This is a genomic window from Sphingomonas ginkgonis, from assembly GCF_003970925.1.
GTDB lineage: Bacteria > Pseudomonadota > Alphaproteobacteria > Sphingomonadales > Sphingomonadaceae > Sphingomicrobium > Sphingomicrobium ginkgonis.
Window position 1 is genome coordinate 2,867,229 of sequence record NZ_RWJF01000001.1, and the last position, 18,687, is coordinate 2,885,915.

Here is an 18,687-nt window from a genome sequence, read left to right on the forward strand (position 1 = left end):
TCCTCGTCGCCCCAGATACGCCGGGGTCTCAAGCTACTATAGCGCAATCGCGCAATCGCAGACCCAGCTCCTGGCGGCTAACTAGCCCTTGAGCAGCTCGGTCAGCGTGCTGCCCAGCTCAGATGGGCTCGGCGACACGCGAATTCCAGCGGCTTCCATCGCCGCGATCTTCGACTCCGCATCGCCCTTGCCGCCCGACACAATCGCGCCGGCGTGGCCCATGCGGCGTCCCGGCGGGGCGGTGCGGCCGGCGATGAAGCCGACGGTCGGCTTGGAGCGCCCGCGCTTCGCCTCGTCGGCGAGGAATTGCGCCGCGTCCTCCTCGGCCGAGCCGCCGATCTCGCCGATCATGATGATCGACTTGGTTTCGTCGTCGGCCAGGAACATCTCGAGCATGTCGATGAATTCGGTGCCCTTGACCGGATCGCCGCCGATCCCGACCGCGGTGGTCTGGCCGAGGCCCTCGTTCGTAGTCTGGAACACCGCCTCGTAGGTCAGCGTGCCAGAGCGCGAGACGACCCCGACGCTGCCCTTCTTGAAGATGTTGCCGGGCATGATCCCGATCTTGCACTCGTCGGGCGTCAGCACGCCCGGGCAGTTGGGACCGATCAGCCGCGACTTCGACCCCGACAGCGCGCGCTTGACGCGGACCATGTCGAGCACCGGGATGCCTTCGGTGATGCAGACGATGAGCGGCACCTCGGCGTCGACCGCCTCGAGGATCGAGTCCGCGGCGAAGGGCGGCGGGACGTAGATGACGCTTGCGTCGGCCCCGGTCTTCTCGACCGCCTCATGGACGGTGTCGAACACGGGCAGGTCGAGGTGGGTCGTGCCGCCCTTCCCCGGGGTGACGCCGCCGACCATCTGGGTCCCGTAGGCGAGTGCCTGCTGGGTGTGGAAAGTGCCTGTCTCGCCGGTCATGCCCTGGGTGATGACGCGGGTGTTCCTGTTGACGAGAATGCTCATTCAATGACTTTCCATATTTGTAACATCGATGCGGACCGCTGCAGGTGCCTTTACGCTTGGCGATCCAACGAAGAACAAGAGATTATGAGAACCCTTTTGAAATAGAATTCCCCGGTCCACTTTTTTGAAGCGATCCGGGTGAACTGCATCATCGACGCCCGATAGCGTGGCCTTAACATCATCGAAGCTAGCCACGGGGGCCACTAAACTACATACGGGTCCGACTGCAGCGATCTCGGCGCTAATGTTGGGCTTTCGGAAGAGATGGCCACCGCGAGTTACCGGTCTACCCGCACTGTCGAGAGCTTCGACCCAGCCAGCGGCCGCGAGGCGCGACACTTCCGGACCCTTCGAAGTCGTGGCGTCAAGGCAAGTCATCGCCGCCGCGACCACGTCTTCAACGCTCGCCGGCTTTAGCTGCGATGCACCTGCCGCCGAACTGGCAAGGCTCGTAACGAGTAAGGCGGTCAGGAACATCAAGCCAGCGAGCTGTCGATCTGCTTGCACGCATCGAGAAGCTCCTTGACCGCGTCGACGCTGACCTCGAGATTCTTCTTCGCTTCCGCGTCGAGCTCGATCTCGATGATCTTCTCGACGCCGCCCGCGCCGATCATCACCGGCACGCCGACGTAGAGGCCGTCGACGCCATACTGGCCGTCGACGAAGGCGGCGCAGGGCAGGATCCGCTTCTGGTCGCCGAGATAGGCCTCGGCCATTGCGATGCCGCTGGTCGCCGGGGCGTAATAGGCCGAGCCGGTCTTCAGCAGCGCGACGATCTCGCCGCCGCCGCCACGGGTGCGCTTGACGATGGCGTCGATCCGCTCCTGCGTCGACAGGCCCATCTTGATGAGATCGGGCACGGGGATGCCGTTGACCGTCGAATAGGCCGCGACCGGAACCATCGTGTCGCCATGGCCGCCAAGCACGAAGCTGTTCACGTCGCGGACCGACACGCCGAACTCCTCGGCGAGGAAGTGGCTGAAGCGCGCGCTGTCGAGGACGCCGGCCATGCCGACGACCTTGTTGTGCGGAAGGCCGGAGAATTCTCGGAGCGCCCACACCATCGCGTCGAGCGGGTTGGTGATGCAGATGACGAAGGCGTCGGGAGCGTTGGCCTTGATCCCCTCGCCGACCGCCTTCATCACCTTCAAGTTGATGCCGAGCAGGTCGTCGCGGCTCATCCCCGGCTTGCGGGCGACGCCGGCGGTGACGATGATGACGTCAGCGCCCGCGATGTCGGCATAGTCGTTGGAGCCGGTGATCATCGCATCGAAGCCCTCGACCGGACCGCACTGGCTGAGATCGAGCGCCTTGCCCTGCGGCACGCCCTCGACGACGTCGAACAGGACGATGTCGCCGAGTTCCTTTATCGCGGCGAGGTGAGCGAGGGTACCGCCGATGTTGCCGGCGCCGATGAGGGCGATCTTCTTGCGAGCCATGGGGGCGTCCTGTCCCTTTGTCTGTCTAGCGAAAGGCCGCACCGGGCGGGCGGCATGCAGGCGGCGCCTTAACCCCATGCCGCGGGAGGGGCAACCGGCAGGGCCGGAAACACTCCGCCATTTATGACGTTGAATGTTCACTGGGCGGAACAATCCCGCCTGCAGGGCCCATGAACGCGGCGCCAAGCGCCGGTTCACCACCGCCCGAGTAGAAAGGCTAAATGATGAACAAACTTCTGATGCTCGCCGGTGCCTCGGCACTCCTGGCCGGAACCCCGGCGCTCGCCGACCCCGACCACGGCCATGGTCATGGCCGCGGTGGCGATCGCGACCATGGCTGGAACGACGATCGCGGCTGCCCGCCCGGTCTCGCCAAGAAGCACAACGGTTGCATGCCGCCGGGCCAGTACAAGAAGCGGTGGAGCCGCGGCGACCGCTGGCAGTCGGGCTACGGCAATTACTACAGCTACAACCGGATCCCGCGCGACTGGCGGGATCGCTACGACCTCAACCAGAACTACCGCTATTACTACAATGACGGCTACCTGTACGGCGTCGATCCCCGGACCTCGGTGATCCAGCAGGTGATCCAGGGCTTGCTGCGCTAAGCCCGATCTCCTTCCCCGGACTGGCGTCCGGGGGAGGACCGCCGCTCAGCTCGCCAGGGCGCGCAGCAGATTTTCCCAATGGAGAACATTGTCGTAGAAGGCGCTGACCGGCAGGCGCTCGTCGAGTCCGTGCGCGCGCTCGTCCTCGGGCGAGATGATCCAGCTGCCGTTTACGTCGTAAACGGGGATGCCCTTGGCGCGGAAGAAGCTTCCGTCGCTGGCCCCGGTCGACATGCTGGGGATGATCATCAGGCTGGCACCATGCAGCCTGTGCACGGAGTCGCTGAACGCCTTGAGCACGTCGGGGCGCAGCGGCGATGCGGGCGTCGGCACGCCGATGAAATTGGGATCGGGGACAATCTCGACATTGGGCCCGACCGTTTGCTGAAGTTCAGCCTGTACCGCACTGGGCTGAACGCCCGGGAAGATGCGGCAGTTGACCGTCGCCTGCGCCATCTGCGGCAACGCATTGTCGGCATGGCCGCCCTTCAGCATCGTGGCGACGCAGCGGGTGCGGGTCAGGCCGACTTCCGTGTCACTCGCCTCGATGACATCAGCCGCCTGGCCATCGTTGGGGTTGGCGACCCAGCGCCGCATCGCGTCGCCCAGCGCGCCCTTCTCCTGCGTCGAACGAGCGGTGAAATACGCCTTGGTCGTGTCGTTCATCATCGGCGTGAAGCGATGGTTTTGCAGCTTCTTGAGCGCGTCGGCGAGTTCGTAAATCGCATTGTCCGGGCGCGGCCGGCTGGAATGACCGCCGCGATTGCGGACGGTGAGGAAATAGGTCTGGAACGTCTTTTCCGACGTGGTGAGACTGAAGCCAAGCGGCGTGCCGTCGCGGCGGAAGGCGCCGGACGAGCCGTCCGCATTGAGCCCGAACTCCGCGTCCGTGTATTTGCGCCATTGGGTCGCGCCCAGTTCGGCGCCCTTGCCCTGGGTCTCTTCGTCGCCCGAATAGAAGAGGATGATGTCACGGTCGGGCACGAAGCCGGACTGCTTAAGCTTGAGCACCGCCATGGTGGTGCCGACCACCCCGTCCTTCATGTCGGACGCGCCACGGCCGTAGAAGTAGCCGTCGCGCTCGGCGAAGACGAACGGGTCCTGCTTCCAATCCTCGCGCTTCGCCTCGACCACGTCCATGTGCCCCAGAACGAGGATCGGTTTCTTGGTTGGATGGGGCGATCGCCAGCGGGCCACCACGACCTGCGTCTGATCGCCGGCCACACCCTTGTATGGCAATCGCACGATGTCGCTCGCGGGAATGCCGCCGGCGGTGAGTTCCTTGACCAGCAGGTCGCCGACCTTCGGCACCAGCCCCCGCCCCGAGACCGAAGGCACCTCGATCACCGCCTTGTAGAGCGCGCGGGCACGAGCCTGCCATGCCGGGTCCAGCTTGGTTGGCACTGCGACCGGGTTCGGCGCGGCGAGTGCCGGAGCGGACAGCCCCGCGCACAGGAGGGCAGGAAGCGAGCGGCGAAGGATCATGCGAAGCTCCGGTTCGAGTTAATGGCAAAGGCTAGGCTCCGCCACGCCCTCGTCAACCAGGCCGTGAACATGACAAAGTCGTAAGTTGTCGCCTGCAACGTTCGGGCGCTGACGTGTTGCATGCGCATCATTCCGTTCATCACCGCTGCGACCATCGTCGCTGCGAGCAGCCCCGCCGCCGCGGCGAGCCATCACGCGTGGGACCAGGCCAGCTCCATCGGTCGCGACGCCCTCGTCGTCGTGGCTCTCGGTTTCCCGGCGGTGCAGGGCGACTGGAACGGCGATGCCCAGGCAGCCCTGTCGATGGGCGCGGCGTTCGGCGCGACCCAGATCCTCAAGCACACGATCCACGAAGAGCGGCCGGACAACAGCGACAACCAGAGCTTCCCGTCCGGGCACACGTCGGTGAGCTTCGCTGCAGCCGCGAGCCTGGAGAAGCGCTACGGCTGGCAGGTCGGCCTTCCGGCGCACCTGGTCGCGGCATTCGTTGGTGTCGCACGCGTCGGGGCGAAGAAGCACTTCGTTCACGACGTGGTCGCCGGCGCGGTAATCGGTGAAGCGTCGGGCTGGCTCCTGACTCGCCGCAAGGATGACCGCGTCCGCTGGCTGCCCTGGGGCGATGCCCATGGCGGCGGAGCGACGTTCGCAATGCGCTTCTAGGAGGGGCTAGGCGGCCGAGCGGAACGCTCCAGCCTCGGGCTGCAACGCCTCGTTTGTTCGACCCGAGCCTGCCGGCGCGCGGCGATCCACCGTGACGGGCAGCTGCTCGTGCCGCCGCTCCCATTGGAACTTGTCGGCGTGGCCGACCAGCGTCCGGGCGTCGTCGAGCAAGCTGGACGCCGCCGCGGAGGTCTGTTCGACCATGGCAGCATTCTGCTGGGTTGCCGTGTCCATCTGCCGCAACGCGACGCCGATCTCGCCGATGGCGATCGTCTGGGCACGACTGTCCTCGGCGAGTTGCCCGATCAGCTCCGCCACGGTGGCGACATCACCGACAATGCTGCCGAACTCCTGCTCGACCTCGGCGACACTGGTCACCGCCTCGTCGATACGCGCGGTGGTGGCTGTCAGCTGCTCGCGCGCTTCGCGGGCTTCCGCCTCGGCGCGGACCGCTAGCTGCGAGACCAGATCCGCGACCACCGCGAAGCCCTTCCCGGCCTCGGCCGCGTGACCCGCCTCGACCGCCGCGTTCATCGCCAGCACGCGGGTCTGGAAGGCGATCTTGTCGAGCGCTTCCATGACCCCGTCGACGCTCGCCGCCGATCCGCGGACCTGCTCCATCACTTGTGCGGCGCGTCTGGCCCTAGCGAGACCCTGGTCGACCGCCGTGCGGGCCCGGGACGCCGACATCGCCGTGCTCTCCGCAGCATCGCGCGACGAGGCCAGCCGGGTATCGACTTGGGATAGGGCAGCATTGGTTTCCTCCAGCGCTGCGGCGGTCGACTGCGTGCGCGTCGACAGGTCGGCCGAGGCGGCGCTGATCTCCGCCGCCGACCCGCTAATTGATGTCGCGTTCGAGACGACGTTCTGCACCATGGTCCGGAGCGTGTTGACGGCGAGGTTGAGGTTCTCGCCAATCGAGCGGTATTCGCCCGAGAAATCGAAGTTCAGCGACTTGCGGAGATCACCATCCGCCATGCGCATCAGCACGTCGGCGAGGGCGTCGATCATCTTTCTCTTCTCGGCGCTGTCGCGGGCATCGGTCGCCGCCCTTTCCAGCGCGCTCCGATGGAAATGCTCCACGGCGCGGGCCATCCGGCCGAGTTCCTGGTCACCGGCGGTATGCGGAACCGGTAGGTCCTGCCCGGCGGCAAGTTGGGACGTGACCTCGCTGAGTTCCGCCAGCGGTTGAACGAGGCGCCTAATCATCAGCCACGATCCGACACCCAGCCCGACCAGCAGCAGGCAGGCGAGCGTCCCGAGCACCGCCGCGATCCAGCGCATCCGGGCGCGGGCGGCGTCGATCAGTTCGTCCTGGTAGACGTCGATCTCCTCAAGATAGGGGAGAACCGCCGCCTGGTGCTCGGCGAACAGCTTGCGGGCATCGGCCAGAGCTGAGGCGGCGGCGGCGCGGTCACCCTGCTTGATCGCCGGCAGCAATCGCGTCTCGATGACCGTCCAGAACTGCTGCGCCGGTACATAGGTGGTCGATCCGATCATTATCTTCAGCTTCGCCGTCAGCGGCAGGGCCATCCATTCGCGATGCTCGTCATCGAAAAGCTTGTGCAGCTCGCCTAATTTTCTGGCGTGAGCCTGCTCATGCCCAGGGTCTGACAGGAGCTCGTTGGCTTCGAGGAACGGCTCGACGAGGTAGAGGGCGGGCGACCGGCTGTTCGCCTCCAGATGGTAGCTGTCGCGAAGCTCGTCGTACCGCGACCCGCCTATCCGAATCGCGTTTACGTCCAGCGTAAAGACGATGATGGCGATCAGCAGTGTGCCGAACAGGGTGACGGCGGCGATCTGAACGGAGCGCTGGATCGACATGCCCGGGCTCGTCTAGGCGGCGTCGGAGAGGCGCTGCTCGAGCGAAGCCTGCTCGGCGTGCACCGCATTGATACTGGCGACCTCTTGCGCGGTGCGGCCGCGACGCTCGAACGGCACCGCCTTCTGGCGCATGCGGCGATCCCATTTGAATGTCTCAGCCTGATCGACCAACTTCTGCGCGTCGGCGAGGAGGCTCCCGGCGGCGGCGCTGGTCTGCTCGACCATGGCAGCATTCTGCTGCGTCGAGACGTCCATCTGGCGCATCGCGGCGCTGATTTCGGTAACCGCACTGGCCTGGGCGCGGGCGTCCTCGGTCAGCCGCTCGACCAGCTCGGTGACGCTGGCGACATCGTCGACGATGCCCGCAAACTCCTGCTCGACCTCGCCCACGCTGGTCACCGCCTGGCCGATCTTGGCCGAGGTGGCGGTCAGCTGCTCGCGGGCCTTGCGGGCTTCCTCCTCCGCGCGGGCGGCGAGCTGCGAAACGAGGTCGGCGACCACTGCGAACCCCTTGCCGGCCTCTCCGGCGTGCCCGGCCTCGACCGCGGCGTTCATCGCGAGAACGCGGGTCTGAAAGGCGATCTTGTCGAGCGCTTCCATGACCCCGTCAACGCTGGCGGCGGACTCGCGCACCTCCTCCATCGTCGCGGCGGCGAACTGGGCCTTGGAACGACCCTGGTCGACTGCGCTCTTGGCGCGCGAGGCGGACTGGGCGGTGCTTTCCGCGGCATCGCGGGTGGAAGCGATGCGGCTGTCGACATTCGCGAGCGCGGCGGTGGTCTCCTCGATCGCGGCGGCGTTGGACTGGGTGCGCTCGGACAGATCCTGCGAGGCGGCCGAGATCTCGCCCGCGGCGGAGCGGATCGAGGTGGCGTTGAGCACCACTTGCTGGACCATCGAGCGGAGCGCTCCGATCGCCTTGTTGAGGCTCTCGCCGATCTCCTTGTAGCTGCCGGGGAAGACGACGTTGAGCTGCTTGCGCAGGTCGCCGTCGGCCATCACCGCCAACATCTCGCCAAGCGCGTCGGCCACACCCTTCTTCTCGGCGGAGTCCTTGGCGTCGCGTTCGGCGCGGATGTTCGCGCTTTCGCGGAAATGGTCCACGGCGCGGGCCATGGCGCCGAGCTCGTCATGACGATCGGTGAAGGGTACCGGGACGTTGCGACCATCGGCCAGTTCGGTCGTCACATCGGCCACGCGCCCGAGCGGATCGATCACGCGACGCATCAGCAGAACCGCGCAGAAGATGAGCCCGGCAAACAGGAGCAGACCCAGCCCGATCAGCAGCGACGCCGTCCAGGTCAGCGCCGACTTGGAGGAGTCGAGGGTCTCGGTCTTGAACTTGGCGACTGACTGCAGCGACTCGTCCAATTGGCCTTTCTGGTTGTGGTAAGCCGCAGACATGGCATTGAGCACAGGCCCGGTCGAAGCCGGATCATTGCGCCGGAGCGCTGGGATCGTCCTGTCGTTGATCACCGCCCAGAAGGCGTCGCCGGCTTTCATCGATGATCCCTCGATCGTTGCGCGAATGGTGTCGCTGACGTCGGCCGTCTTCCAGTATGATTTTCGATCCTCATACTGCTTATGCATTGCCTCGAGCCGACTGATCGTCTCCGCCGCCCGTTCGGGATGATTCAGGCCTTCCATCGCGACCGCGTAGGGCTCGACGACGAATAAAGGCGGCGGGAGCAGGTCGGCTTCGAGCGCACTGGCGCGCTCGATCTGCCGCTCGTGACTTCCCCCGATGCGGATCGAGTTGATCCCCATGGTGAAGACGACCGCGCAGACGAGCATGGTGCCGAGCAGGGCGGCGGCGGCGATTTGAACCAGGCGCTTGATGTTCATGGAGGGGCCTTCGCTGGAGAGCTTCTCTCCCGCACTTATAGGAAGGCTGACTGGCGGCGCGGTCGCGAGCGGCGCCTTTCCCTAGTCGGCCGTGCCGTGACCCTCGGCAAGATAGGCAGCGCTCTGCATCTCCTCGAGACGGCTCACAGTCCGTTCGAACTCGAAGCGTCCATCGCCAGCGGGGTACAGGTCGGCGGGCTCCGCATCGGCCGCCGCGAGCAGCTTGACCTTATGCTCGTAAAGCGAGTCGATCAGCGTCACGAAGCGGGCCGCCTCGTTCCGGCTTTCCGGTCCCATTACCGGAATGCCGACGATGATCACCGTATGGAAGCGGCGCGCAATGGCGAGATAATCGGCCGCACCACGGGCTTCGCCGCACAATCTCCTGAAGGAGAAGACCGCGACACCCTTGAGGCTCTTGGGGACGTGCAGCGTCCGGCCGCCGCCAACGTCCAGCTCCTCGGTGGGGACGTTAGCGCGGTCCTCGACTGGATAGTCGGTGAGCTGGAAGAAGGCCTGCGAGAGCGCCGCGGTTGCCGCCGGTCCGTTGGGGACATGCCAGGTGTCGACCCCCTGCATGCGGTCGAGGCGATAGTCGGTCGGGCCGTTGAGCGGCACCACCTGCATTCGCCGCCCGATCAGATCGATGAACGGGAGGAACAGCTCGCGGTTCAGGCCATCCTTGTAGAGGTCCTGCGGCGGGCGGTTGGATGTCGTCACCACCGTGGTGCCCTCGTCGAGCATGGCGGTGAACAGCCGCGACATGATCATCGCGTCGGCGCTGTTGTTCACCACCATCTCGTCGAAGCAGAGCAGCCGTGCCTCGGCTGCGAGGTCGGCGGCGACGCGCAGGACGGGGTCGCCCTCCTCGCTCCTGCGAGCTTCGTGGAGCCGCTGGTGAACGTCGAGCATGAACGCGTGGAAATGTGCACGGCGCTTCGGCTCGACCGGGATCCGCTCGTAGGCGAGATCCATCAGCATCGACTTGCCGCGCCCCACCCCGCCCCACAGATAGACGCCGCACACCGGGGCCTCGGCCTTGCCGAAGAGCCGACCGAAGAAGCCGCTGCGGGGCCGGGCGAGATCGTTCGCGAGCCGGTCGAGCGCCGCCACCGCGCACGCCTGGTCGGAATCGGGCTTCAGCTCGCCCGCCGCGACGAGCTGCCGGTAGGCGGGATCGACCGGCCCGGTCACGAGCGCTCGCGTACCCGCTTCAGCGTGCCGGCGAAGCTGTAGCAGGGCTGGTCGGACTGGCGCACCACGCCTTGAAGGAAGGAGAAGCTGCGCGTCTCCTTGATCAGCTCAACATGCGCGTCGAGCGGCTCACCGGGTCGGCCGCGACCCAGGAAATGGGTGGTGAGGTCGAGTGTCACGAAATGGCCGCGCTTCATCCCGGCACAGTGGCCGCCGATGAAGAGGCTCATGTCGATGAAGCTCATCACCGCGCCGCCGTGCAGCGACCCGCCCATGTTGAGGTGGCCCTCGGTCGGGAACATGCGGACGATGCCCCGCCCCGGACCGTCGGGCCGGTAGATCATCGGACCGGTCGCTGCGGCGAAGCTGCTGCGTGGAAGCGGGCCATTCCAGTACCAGCCCGGATGATCGGGATGTTCTACCGCGCGCTGAGGCAGCGGCGGGCTCGCGTCGTCCATCGCCAACCCTCGCCGCCCTCGATCAGGCCGCGCGCTCGGCGATCAGCTTCTTGGTCTCGGCAATCGCCTTGGCCGGGTTCAGCCCCTTGGGACAGACGTTCGCGCAGTTCATGATCGTGTGGCAGCGATACAGGCGGAACGGGTCCTCGAGCTGGTCGAGCCGCTCGCCGGTCATCTCGTCGCGGCTGTCGGCGAGCCAGCGATACGCTTGGAGCAGGATCGCCGGGCCGAGAAAGCGGTCGCTGTTCCACCAGTAGCTCGGGCAGCTCGTCTGGCAGCAGAAGCAGAGAATGCACTCGTAGAGGCCGTTGAGCTTCTCGCGGTCGTTGGGCGACTGGAGCCGCTCCTTGCCCGAAGGCGCCGGCGTAATCGTCTTCAGCCAAGGCTGGATCGAGCTGTACTGCGCATAGGCGTGGGTGAGGTCGGGAACGAGGTCCTTTACCACGTCCATGTGCGGCAGCGGGGTGATAGTGATCTCGCCCTTGATGTCCTCAAGCGCCGTCGTGCAGGCGAGACCATTGCGCCCCCCCATGTTCATCGAGCAGCTGCCGCAGATCCCCTCGCGGCAGGAGCGGCGGAAGGTCAGGGTCGGATCGACCTCGTTCTTGATCTTGATCAGCGCGTCGAGGACCATCGGCCCAGTCTGGTCGAGGTCGAGCTCGTAGCGGTCATACCGCGGATTGGCGCCGGTGTCGGGATCGTAGCGGTAGACCTTGAGCTTCTTGACCCGCTTGGCACCGGCCGGCGCGCGGAACTCGCGACCCTTGCCGCTGATCTTGCTGTTCTGGGGAAGGCTGAACTCGGCCAAGGCCATGCTCCTTAAGACTTGGCCCGGCCGCTAGCATGCGGCGGTAGGCGTTTCAAATCCCGCCTGACCGCACCCGGTTAATTCCTGTCGGTCGTCAGCCCAAGCCCGATGCCGAGCTGGCTAAGACGCTGATCAGCCCCGCGCGGCGGCCAGCACCTCGGCCGCATGACCCGGCACCTTCACCTTGCGCCAGGCTTCGAGAACCGTGCCGTCCGCATCGATCAGGAAGGTCGAACGTTCCATGCCCATATATTTGCGGCCGTACATGGACTTTTCTATCCAGGTCCCGAACGCCTCGCTCACCGCGCCCGGATCCGTCGCCAGCGGCACCTTCAGCTCATATTTGTCGATGAACTTGGCATGCTTCTTCATGTCGTCGCGCGATACGCCGACGACCTTCGTACCGGCGGCGGCGAAATCGCCGGCGAGCGCGGTGAAGTCCTGCGCCTCGCGGGTGCAGCCGGACGTATCGTCCTTGGGGTAGAAATAGAGCACGAGCTTGCCACCCGGCGCAGCGAGGTCGAGTTCGTTGCCATCGCTCAGCGGCAGGCGCAGCGCCGGCGCCTTCTGTCCTTGGTCGATCATCATCCCTCCTTCACTCGAGCCCAGCGCTCCGCGACCCTCTGCCGCGCCGCGCCGAGCGCTTCAAGCAAGCCGTTCCAGCTTTCGTGCCCGCACAAAGTCGCGACCAGCAACCGCGATTGCGGCGCCGGCTCACCCTCCGGTGCGACGAGGCGGAGCACGACGAGGAGCCGGGTCAGCAGCTTGCCGTCAGCCTCCGCGGTCTCGTCGAGCAGCCCGGCCGCGGTCAGCGCCGCCAATACCGCCCCGACCCGGGGATAGAGCGCCTGTCCGGTCGTCAGCTGAAGCGTGTGAACGGCGAACTCCAGATCAACCAGGCCTCCCGGACCCAGCTTGATGTCGAGCGGACCGGCCGGTGGCTTGTGGCGGGCCATTTCGCTGCGCATCCGGCCGGCGTCGCTCCGCACCTTCGCAGCATCGTGAGGCGTCGTCAGCAGCGTCTGGATCGCAGCCTCCAACCGCTCGCGTCCGACGACGGAGCCGAAGACCGGCCGAGCCCGGCACAACGCCATGTGCTCCCAGGTCCAGGCCTCTCTCGCCTGGTAGTCCAGGAAGCCATCGAGGCTGACCGCCAGCATCCCCTTGCTGCCCTGCGGGCGAAGGCGGGTATCGACATCGTAGAGCGGACCCGCCGCCGTGCCGACGCTGAGCGCGGCGACGATCCGCGGCGCCAGTCGGTTGTAATAGTCGGTGGCGCTGAGCTGCCGTTCGCCCGCTGAGCGGGCACCGGCGGGAGCGTCGTAGAGGAAGATGAGATCGAGGTCGGAAGCATGGGTGAGCCGGCGACCCCCGAGCCGCCCGAGCCCCAGGATCAGCAACTCGCCTTGCTCGACCCGGCCGTGGCGCTCGGCGAACTCAGCCGAAGTCCGTTCCGACAGGATGATGATCGCCGCCTCGGCAAGATCGGCATATTGCTCCGCTACCGCGAGCGGGTCGCGCTCCCCGGAAACAAGCTGAACGCCGAGCGCGAAGCGGCGCTCGTTAACGAACCGACGGGCACGATCGAGCGCCGCGTCGAACGGTTCGGCAGCGATCCTGCGCCGCAGGGCGGCGACAAGGTCGTCCAGCGCCGGGAGCGGATCGAGGCTGCTCTGGTCGATCAGGCCGTCCAGCAGCTCCGGCCGGCGTGCAAGCTGGTCGGACAGGACGGGCGCATGAGCCAGAACCAGCGCGAAGATGCGGGCAAGGTTCGGCCGTGCTTCGAGCAAGCGGAAGAAGTTCACGCCGCTCGACAGCCGCTCGACCAGATCGCTGAGGCGATTAAGTGCGTGATTGGGGTCCGGACCTCCCGCGATTTCGCCGAGCAGCAGCGGCAGCATGGCCTCGAACGCCGAGCGCGCTGGTCCCGAGCGAAGAGAGCGGGCCCGCCCGGACCGCCAGTCCTGCACCCGGCGGGCCGCCGCCTCGGCGTCGGCGAAACCGAGACGGGCCAGCTCCATCCGCAGCGTTGCGCCGGTTTCGGATAGCCTCTCGCTTCGCTCGGGAAGCAGTTCGCCGAATTCGGCGGCGACCCGCTCGACGTGCGGCCGCAGGGACCCAAGCAGCGCTTCGCTGCCTTTCAATCCATCGAGCGCGGCGACATTGTCGAGCGCCTCGGCATCGAGCGGCAGGCGGTGGGTCTGCTGGTCCTCGACCATCTGCAGCCGGTGCTCGACGGTACGAAGGCGCCGGTAGGCGCTGCCCATCGCGGCCGCCGTGTCGAACGAGAGGTGGCCCGCGGCGGCTAGCGACTGTAGCGCCGGGATCGTGGCTGGCGAGCGGAGCGCAGGATCGCGCCCTCCATGGATGAGCTGCTGGACCTGCGCGAAGAACTCGACCTCGCGAATACCCCCCTGCCCGCGCTTGAGGTCGAAGCCGGGCCCGAGCTTCTGACCTTCCTCATAACGGTCGCGGATGCGACCGGTGATCGAGCGGATTTCCTCGATTGCGCCGAAGTCGAGTGCGCGCCGCCAGACGAACGGCCGGATCTCGCTCAGGAACCGCTCGCCCAGTGCGATGTCCCCGGCGCAGGCGCGCGCACGGATGAAGGCCGCGCGTTCCCACGGCAGGGCGCTCGATTCGTAATAGGAGATGGCCGCATCTACCGGGAGAGCCGCCGGGGTGACCTCTGAGGATGGGCGGAGCCGCAGGTCGACGCGCAGGACGTAACCATGTTCGTCACGGCGCTGCAGCAGCTCCGCCATCCGCCGCGCCACTCGCACCGCCGCCTCGCCCGGTTCGTCCCGAGCGCGCCGCGGCAGCACGTCGGGATCAAACAGGAGGATGAGATCGACGTCGGAGGAATAGTTGAGCTCGCGGCTGCCAAGCTTTCCCAGCGCAAGCACCGCAAAGCCGTTCGGGTCGGCGTCGGGGAGACGTTCGTGAATTGCCGTGCGCACGGCTGCATCGATCGCGAAATCAGCGAAATCGGACAGGGCACCAGTTGCTGTCTCAAGATCGAACTCGCCGGCGAGATCGCCTAGTGCCACGGCGAACGCGAGGGCGCGACGCTGGCGCCGGAGGCTGATCCCGACAGGGAGGTCGGGCTCGCTCCGCGCAAGTGCAAGCGCGGCGGTAGCACCCTCGGAGCAAAAGGTATCCTTCACTGCCGGAAGCGCATTCAGCGCCTCCCGCAGGAAAGGGGAATGACGGCGTGCCCGTTCGAGCGCCGCGATGCGATCAAGCGTTGCCGCCATGCATCAGGCCCATGCCAGACGAGTCACTTTTGCGAAACCTCGGTTGGCCTCGGTCGTTTGTCATTCAAATGACGACCGAATTTCCCAAGAACCCGGGAAGGGGAGCAACGACCATGGATCGAAGGATCATCCGTGTCGAACTTCCGCCCGCTCATGCCGGAGTGACTGCTGCACTCCGGCGGGCGTTCAGTACGTCGCCCTACGCGACCGACCACCAGTTCGACGACCTGCTTGATCGGATCCGCTAAGGCGGTGAATGGAATGGCGAAAGTTCAAGAGCCGCGCAGGGTTACCTGTGCGGCTCAATCGATTTGGGTCAGCTAGGAATGAGGTTCAGCGGCCGCCGCTGAGCTCGTCGACCTCGCCCATGATTTCCTGGAGCGCCGACTTGTCGGGATCGCTCTTGTGCTGGCGGCGAGATGGCAGCTTGCCGCCAGAGAGAAGCTGCTCGAGCGCTACGCGGCCGCGGGCGACCCGGCTCTTGATCGTGCCGACCGCGCAGCCGCATATCTCGGCGGCCTCTTCATAGGCAAAGCCGCCGGCCCCGACCAGGATCAGCGCCTCGCGCTGCGGCTGCGGCAGGTGCAGCAGAGCGCGCTGCATGTCGCCGAGTTCGACATGGCGATCCTGGCTGGCCGGGGCAGCGAGCAGCTTCGAGGCGGTCACATCGTCCCACTCGCCCTTGAAGCGCGCCCGGCGCATCTGGCTTAGGAATAGGTTGCGCAGGATAATGAAGGTCCAGGCCCGCATGTTGGTGCCGGCCTGGAAGCGCTTGCGCGCCGCCCAAGCCTTCAGCAGCGTTTCCTGAACAAGGTCGTCGGCGAGGTCGCGGCTGCCCGACAGCGAGCGCCCGAAGGCGCGCAGGTGAGGGATGACCTGAGCCAGTTCGGCCTTGAACTCCGGGTCCGACAGCGGAACCGGTTCGGCCCGAGGAGCCGTGTCGTCATGATCGTCGCTGTCGCTCAACTTATCCCGCCCGGTCTCGGCGCAGCTCTCGTCACGAGCCGCCGCCCCACTATGGATCATTCCACCACCTAGGAAATATACGGTGTTAGCGGGCGATGAACAATATCAGGACGAACGCAACCACCACGAGCACCAATCCACCGACCAGAACATAGCGTGTCATGTGCGGCGTGGTGCCCGCGCGAGCCTCCGTGCCCGTCTTGTGCTGAGTGGGTTCAGCCATGAAGAAAACATCCCCGAAACTGCTGTTTGCCTTGGCCAACGCGCGGCCTCGGGGGCTGTTCCACCGTTAGGCAGCCGGAACGGTTGCGGCGTCGAAGAAGAGCGCCTGGGCGATCGCCGCCTTCACGGTCGAGCGCTGAAACGGCTTGGTGATGAGGAAGGTCGGCTCTGGCCGGGTGCCGGTCAGCAGCCGTTCCGGGAAGGCGGTGATGAAGATCACCGGGACCGAGAATTCGGCGAGGATATCGCGGACCGCGTCTATGCCCGAGCTGTCGTCGGCGAGCTGGATGTCGGCGAGCACCAGACCCGGCGGGTTGGCACGGGCCTGAGCCACGGCCTCGTCCCGAGTCACGGCGACACCGGTGACGTTGTGGCCGAGGTCACGGACGATCGTCTCAATGTCCATCGCGATGATCGGCTCGTCCTCGATGATGAGGACATCCGCCAGGGTTTGCCGCTCAATTTCGCCAAGCGCTTCGGAAACGAGGTTCTCGACTTCCTGCGGCTGCGCACCGATCAGGTAGCCGGCCTCGCTCGACGAGAAACCCTCGAGCGCGGTGAGCAGCAGCGCCTGGCGCGACAGCGGAGTAATGCGCGACAGGCGCGCCCGTGCGATCCCTTCGGCGCCGTCGACGGTGGCCGCCGGCTCGCTCTGCTCCTCAATGTTGGCGGTTGACCAGATCGCGTGGAAGGTGCGGTAGAGGCCGAGCCGCGGCTCGACATCGCGCGGGAAATTGTCCGGAGCGGCGACGATCGCCTCGAGAGTGGCACGAACGAAGGCGTCTCCGTGGGCTTGGCTGCCCGTCAGGGCACGCGCATAACGGCGCAAGAATGGCAGATGCGGCGCAAGTTCCTGGCCCAGCGACATAACGATAGTTGCTCCTGTGTAACTATTGATCTTCCTTTTGGGAGGCGGACGGGCTTTGTGCAACCCTGCAGGCCACGGCCCATTGTACCCCCGAGCGAAAGACCGCTTTTTGGCTGACGGGGGAACAAAGGATCGACCGTTTGGTTTCGTCGGCCAAGCAAGGCTGATTGACGAGTCGGCTGAGCGACATCTAGGGGGCCAAATCGGTTGCTTAGTAGAGTCATGGCGGCGCGCTATTCACGTGTTCAAGACAAGCCGATGGGGGGCGAGAGGTTGAGTGCCAACAAGAAGGCCAAGCCAGATCGTCCGGATGCCGCAAACGACGCGCCCATCTCCGAGGATACGAAACGAAAGAAGCGAGGTTCGACGCCGAACGACGTCGGCAAGGCGCTGCGTACTGTTTATGATGAGACGCTTCAGGAATCCGTGCCTAACGATTTTCTCGACCTGCTCGGCAAGCTCAGCTGATTTTCGGCGCCAGGCGCACCGCGAATGAGCGGTTCGCTACGCGGACGCTTCGACCGTCTCTCGACGGGTTCGAAGCTGTTTCTTATTTTGACGCTGGCGCTGCTGCCGTTCGGGCTTGTTCTGGCATGGACCGCGGCGGGCAATGTCGCGCAAGCCAACCGCGCGCTGGAGCAGCGCGCCGAGGCGCAGACCGGGAGCGCGATCCAGTCGGTCGAAAGCGTCGTCGCGCGTAACGCCCTGGCACTCCGGATTGCCGCAAACGGCGCGCTTCGCCAAGCCAACTCCGATCCCTGCCAAACCACGGCACAGACCCTCGCGCTGACGCCAGCCGTCGGGCGGAACTTCACGCTGCGCGACACCAACGGGCTCCAGCTCTGTACGGCCGGGATCTTCCAGCCGCAGCGTGACAACCTGCTCGTCGCGCCGGGCGACATCCGCACCTGGGTAAGCAACGATGGTCACCAGCTATTCTTTAAAGTCGGAGTGATTAACGGAACCGCGACTGGGGCGCTGCCCGACACCGAGCTTCGCCAGGCCGCGCTGGCCAGCGGTGCGCATTTCCTGACCTTCGGGCTGAACGACAGCCTCCACGACATGGTGCTGATCGACTCTCCGGTCGCATCGGGCGCCGAACTGCTGCCGACCATCACCCGGAGCCGGCGGATCGCGAACAACCAGCTGTCCGTGTCGAGCGTCACCCGGCTGCCGCGGATCGCCGAAGCGGATCGGGTGCTCATCTTCCTGCCGCTGCTGATGTGGGCGCTGGCGTCGCTGCTGAGCTGGTGGCTGGTGCAGCGGCTGCTGATCCGACCGCTGCGCCATCTCCAGCGCTCGGTCGCCAACTTCCAGCCGGGCGATGGTCCCCTCGCGCTGCCCGACCGGCGCGGCCCGGCGAAGGAGATCGACGAGCTCGGCCAAGCGTTCGAGCGAGCCGTCGAGCGCGTCGAACACAGCGAGCGCGAAATGGGCGTCGCGCTCGAGGGCCAGCGGCGGCTGGTCCGCGAGGTCCACCACCGGGTGAAGAACAATCTCCAGGTGGTCGCCAGCCTGCTCAACATCCATGGGCGCAACGCCGGGACGCCGGACGCCAAGGATGCCTACTCGGCGATCGGGCGCCGCGTGGACGCGTTGTCGGTGGTCCACCGCAATCACTATGCCGAGCTCGAGGAGAATCGCGGCATCGCGCTTCGCCCGCTAGTCACCGAGCTCGCCGCCGGTCTTCGCGGCAGTGCGCCGGACAGCGCGCGCGCCATCTCCATCCAGCTTGACGTCGAGAGCCTCAACACGACCCAGGATGCGGCCGTGGCGGCGGCGTTCCTGATCACCGAAATCGTCGAGTTCGCCATGCTCCACGAGCCGGAGGAGCCGATCGAGGTCGTGCTCCGCCGCACTGGTGACCTCACCGCTGCGCTCAGCCTGACCAGCCCGGTACTGGTGCCCGGGCAGGAGCAGGTGAACCCGGAGCGCAAGCAGTTCGAGCGGATCGTCGATGGTCTCGCGCGCCAGCTCCGCTCCCCGCTCGAGCGCAAACTGGGGCGCTACAGTGTCGACCTGCCGGTGTTTCCGGCATCCTGAATAATTTCGTAAATTTTCTCGAGGACAGCGGAACCCCGGACGGC

General features: G+C 66.1%; 19 protein-coding genes. 5 read left to right on the top strand and 14 right to left on the bottom strand.

What is annotated here, in order from left to right; translation table 11 throughout:
* Positions 1–81: 81 nt before the first annotated feature.
* Genes sucD through mdh form a run of 3 tightly spaced genes read right to left on the bottom strand, consistent with a single transcriptional unit; the run spans position 82 to position 2,405 of the window.
* On the bottom strand, positions 82–966 hold the full coding sequence (sucD, locus tag HMF7854_RS13810) for a succinate--CoA ligase subunit alpha (protein ID WP_126719729.1): 885 nt from the start codon (positions 964–966) through the stop codon (positions 82–84).
* A complete protein-coding gene (locus HMF7854_RS13815) occupies positions 967–1,443 on the bottom strand; it encodes a hypothetical protein (protein ID WP_126719730.1) in 477 nt (158 codons plus the stop codon).
* The gene (gene mdh / locus HMF7854_RS13820) at positions 1,443–2,405 is read right to left on the bottom strand and encodes a malate dehydrogenase (RefSeq protein ID WP_126719731.1); all 963 of its coding nucleotides are present in this window, start codon (positions 2,403–2,405) and stop codon (positions 1,443–1,445) included. The genes HMF7854_RS13815 and mdh overlap by 1 nt, the downstream gene beginning before the upstream one ends.
* A gap of 224 nt (positions 2,406–2,629) precedes the next feature.
* Between mdh and HMF7854_RS13825 the strand changes: the two genes are divergently transcribed.
* On the top strand, positions 2,630–3,013 hold the full coding sequence (locus tag HMF7854_RS13825) for a hypothetical protein (RefSeq protein ID WP_148104708.1): 384 nt from the start codon (positions 2,630–2,632) through the stop codon (positions 3,011–3,013).
* A 45-nt stretch (positions 3,014–3,058) separates the two neighbouring features.
* On the opposite strand, the gene HMF7854_RS13830 is transcribed toward HMF7854_RS13825, so the two are convergent.
* Positions 3,059–4,498, bottom strand: coding sequence for a M20/M25/M40 family metallo-hydrolase (locus HMF7854_RS13830; RefSeq protein WP_126719733.1), 1,440 nt, complete (start codon positions 4,496–4,498; stop codon positions 3,059–3,061).
* 120 nt (positions 4,499–4,618) lie between these two features.
* Here HMF7854_RS13830 and HMF7854_RS13835 point away from each other — a divergent pair, with 120 nt between their 5' ends.
* Positions 4,619–5,158: a phosphatase PAP2 family protein gene (locus HMF7854_RS13835; protein WP_126719734.1), complete on the top strand. Its 540-nt coding sequence runs from the start codon at positions 4,619–4,621 to the stop codon at positions 5,156–5,158.
* A 6-nt stretch (positions 5,159–5,164) separates the two neighbouring features.
* On the opposite strand, the gene HMF7854_RS13840 is transcribed toward HMF7854_RS13835, so the two are convergent.
* From HMF7854_RS13840 to HMF7854_RS13870, 7 genes are all read right to left on the bottom strand, one after another.
* Positions 5,165–6,982, bottom strand: a complete 1,818-nt coding sequence (locus HMF7854_RS13840; protein ID WP_126719735.1) for a methyl-accepting chemotaxis protein — start codon at positions 6,980–6,982, stop codon at positions 5,165–5,167.
* 12 nt (positions 6,983–6,994) lie between these two features.
* Complete coding sequence (locus HMF7854_RS13845) at positions 6,995–8,827, bottom strand: methyl-accepting chemotaxis protein (RefSeq protein WP_126719736.1); 1,833 nt, start codon at positions 8,825–8,827, stop codon at positions 6,995–6,997.
* 81 nt (positions 8,828–8,908) lie between these two features.
* Positions 8,909–10,021, bottom strand: coding sequence for a cell division protein ZapE (gene zapE, locus HMF7854_RS13850; RefSeq protein WP_126719737.1), 1,113 nt, complete (start codon positions 10,019–10,021; stop codon positions 8,909–8,911).
* Complete coding sequence (locus HMF7854_RS13855) at positions 10,018–10,479, bottom strand: PaaI family thioesterase (RefSeq protein WP_126719738.1); 462 nt, start codon at positions 10,477–10,479, stop codon at positions 10,018–10,020. The genes zapE and HMF7854_RS13855 overlap by 4 nt, the downstream gene beginning before the upstream one ends.
* A 22-nt stretch (positions 10,480–10,501) precedes the next feature.
* Entirely contained in the window at positions 10,502–11,287 is a 786-nt protein-coding gene (locus tag HMF7854_RS13860) for a succinate dehydrogenase iron-sulfur subunit (RefSeq protein ID WP_126719739.1), read from the bottom strand.
* Between the two features lie 132 nt (positions 11,288–11,419).
* The gene (locus HMF7854_RS13865) at positions 11,420–11,872 is read right to left on the bottom strand and encodes a peroxiredoxin (RefSeq protein WP_126720245.1); all 453 of its coding nucleotides are present in this window, start codon (positions 11,870–11,872) and stop codon (positions 11,420–11,422) included.
* Positions 11,872–14,544 carry a bifunctional [glutamine synthetase] adenylyltransferase/[glutamine synthetase]-adenylyl-L-tyrosine phosphorylase gene (locus HMF7854_RS13870; protein ID WP_126719740.1) on the bottom strand — a complete coding sequence of 891 codons (2,673 nt, stop codon included), beginning with the start codon at positions 14,542–14,544 and terminating at the stop codon, positions 11,872–11,874. The genes HMF7854_RS13865 and HMF7854_RS13870 overlap by 1 nt, the downstream gene beginning before the upstream one ends.
* Positions 14,545–14,657: 113 nt before the next feature.
* On the opposite strand from HMF7854_RS13870, the gene HMF7854_RS16195 reads away from it, so the two are divergent.
* The gene (locus tag HMF7854_RS16195) at positions 14,658–14,792 is read left to right on the top strand and encodes a hypothetical protein (protein WP_275402012.1); all 135 of its coding nucleotides are present in this window, start codon (positions 14,658–14,660) and stop codon (positions 14,790–14,792) included.
* Positions 14,793–14,877: 85 nt separating this feature from the next.
* On the opposite strand, the gene HMF7854_RS13875 is transcribed toward HMF7854_RS16195, so the two are convergent.
* Genes HMF7854_RS13875 through HMF7854_RS13880 form a run of 3 tightly spaced genes read right to left on the bottom strand, consistent with a single transcriptional unit; the run spans position 14,878 to position 16,600 of the window.
* Positions 14,878–15,570 (bottom strand): sigma-70 family RNA polymerase sigma factor, encoded by a 693-nt coding sequence (locus tag HMF7854_RS13875; protein ID WP_239016995.1) that lies wholly within the window; start codon positions 15,568–15,570, stop codon positions 14,878–14,880.
* Between the two features lie 25 nt (positions 15,571–15,595).
* Entirely contained in the window at positions 15,596–15,772 is a 177-nt protein-coding gene (locus HMF7854_RS15865) for a hypothetical protein (protein WP_185829345.1), read from the bottom strand.
* A gap of 27 nt (positions 15,773–15,799) precedes the next feature.
* Positions 15,800–16,600, bottom strand: a complete 801-nt coding sequence (locus HMF7854_RS13880; RefSeq protein WP_126719741.1) for a response regulator — start codon at positions 16,598–16,600, stop codon at positions 15,800–15,802.
* A 222-nt stretch (positions 16,601–16,822) separates the two neighbouring features.
* On the opposite strand from HMF7854_RS13880, the gene HMF7854_RS13885 reads away from it, so the two are divergent.
* Together HMF7854_RS13885 and HMF7854_RS13890 are read left to right on the top strand one after the other, a co-directional pair.
* Complete coding sequence (locus HMF7854_RS13885; RefSeq protein WP_126719742.1) at positions 16,823–17,068, top strand: NepR family anti-sigma factor; 246 nt, start codon at positions 16,823–16,825, stop codon at positions 17,066–17,068.
* A gap of 24 nt (positions 17,069–17,092) precedes the next feature.
* Positions 17,093–18,643 (top strand): sensor histidine kinase, encoded by a 1,551-nt coding sequence (locus HMF7854_RS13890; RefSeq protein WP_126719743.1) that lies wholly within the window; start codon positions 17,093–17,095, stop codon positions 18,641–18,643.
* Positions 18,644–18,687 lie beyond the last annotated feature (44 nt).

What these genes read in the sequence shown, in the direction of transcription:
- sucD (WP_126719729.1), bottom strand. Translation starts at nt 966, where the DNA reads ATGAGCATTCTCGTCAACAGGAACACCCGCGTCATCACCCAGGGCATG.
- HMF7854_RS13815 (WP_126719730.1), bottom strand. Translation starts at nt 1,443, where the DNA reads ATGTTCCTGACCGCCTTACTCGTTACGAGCCTTGCCAGTTCGGCGGCA.
- mdh (WP_126719731.1), bottom strand. Translation starts at nt 2,405, where the DNA reads ATGGCTCGCAAGAAGATCGCCCTCATCGGCGCCGGCAACATCGGCGGT.
- HMF7854_RS13825 (WP_148104708.1), top strand. Translation starts at nt 2,630, where the DNA reads ATGAACAAACTTCTGATGCTCGCCGGTGCCTCGGCACTCCTGGCCGGA.
- HMF7854_RS13830 (WP_126719733.1), bottom strand. Translation starts at nt 4,498, where the DNA reads ATGATCCTTCGCCGCTCGCTTCCTGCCCTCCTGTGCGCGGGGCTGTCC.
- HMF7854_RS13835 (WP_126719734.1), top strand. Translation starts at nt 4,619, where the DNA reads ATGCGCATCATTCCGTTCATCACCGCTGCGACCATCGTCGCTGCGAGC.
- HMF7854_RS13840 (WP_126719735.1), bottom strand. Translation starts at nt 6,982, where the DNA reads ATGTCGATCCAGCGCTCCGTTCAGATCGCCGCCGTCACCCTGTTCGGC.
- HMF7854_RS13845 (WP_126719736.1), bottom strand. Translation starts at nt 8,827, where the DNA reads ATGAACATCAAGCGCCTGGTTCAAATCGCCGCCGCCGCCCTGCTCGGC.
- HMF7854_RS13855 (WP_126719738.1), bottom strand. Translation starts at nt 10,479, where the DNA reads ATGGACGACGCGAGCCCGCCGCTGCCTCAGCGCGCGGTAGAACATCCC.
- HMF7854_RS13865 (WP_126720245.1), bottom strand. Translation starts at nt 11,872, where the DNA reads ATGATCGACCAAGGACAGAAGGCGCCGGCGCTGCGCCTGCCGCTGAGC.
- HMF7854_RS13870 (WP_126719740.1), bottom strand. Translation starts at nt 14,544, where the DNA reads ATGGCGGCAACGCTTGATCGCATCGCGGCGCTCGAACGGGCACGCCGT.
- HMF7854_RS16195 (WP_275402012.1), top strand. Translation starts at nt 14,658, where the DNA reads ATGGATCGAAGGATCATCCGTGTCGAACTTCCGCCCGCTCATGCCGGA.
- HMF7854_RS13875 (WP_239016995.1), bottom strand. Translation starts at nt 15,570, where the DNA reads ATGATCCATAGTGGGGCGGCGGCTCGTGACGAGAGCTGCGCCGAGACC.
- HMF7854_RS13880 (WP_126719741.1), bottom strand. Translation starts at nt 16,600, where the DNA reads ATGTCGCTGGGCCAGGAACTTGCGCCGCATCTGCCATTCTTGCGCCGT.
- HMF7854_RS13885 (WP_126719742.1), top strand. Translation starts at nt 16,823, where the DNA reads ATGGCGGCGCGCTATTCACGTGTTCAAGACAAGCCGATGGGGGGCGAG.
- HMF7854_RS13890 (WP_126719743.1), top strand. Translation starts at nt 17,093, where the DNA reads ATGAGCGGTTCGCTACGCGGACGCTTCGACCGTCTCTCGACGGGTTCG.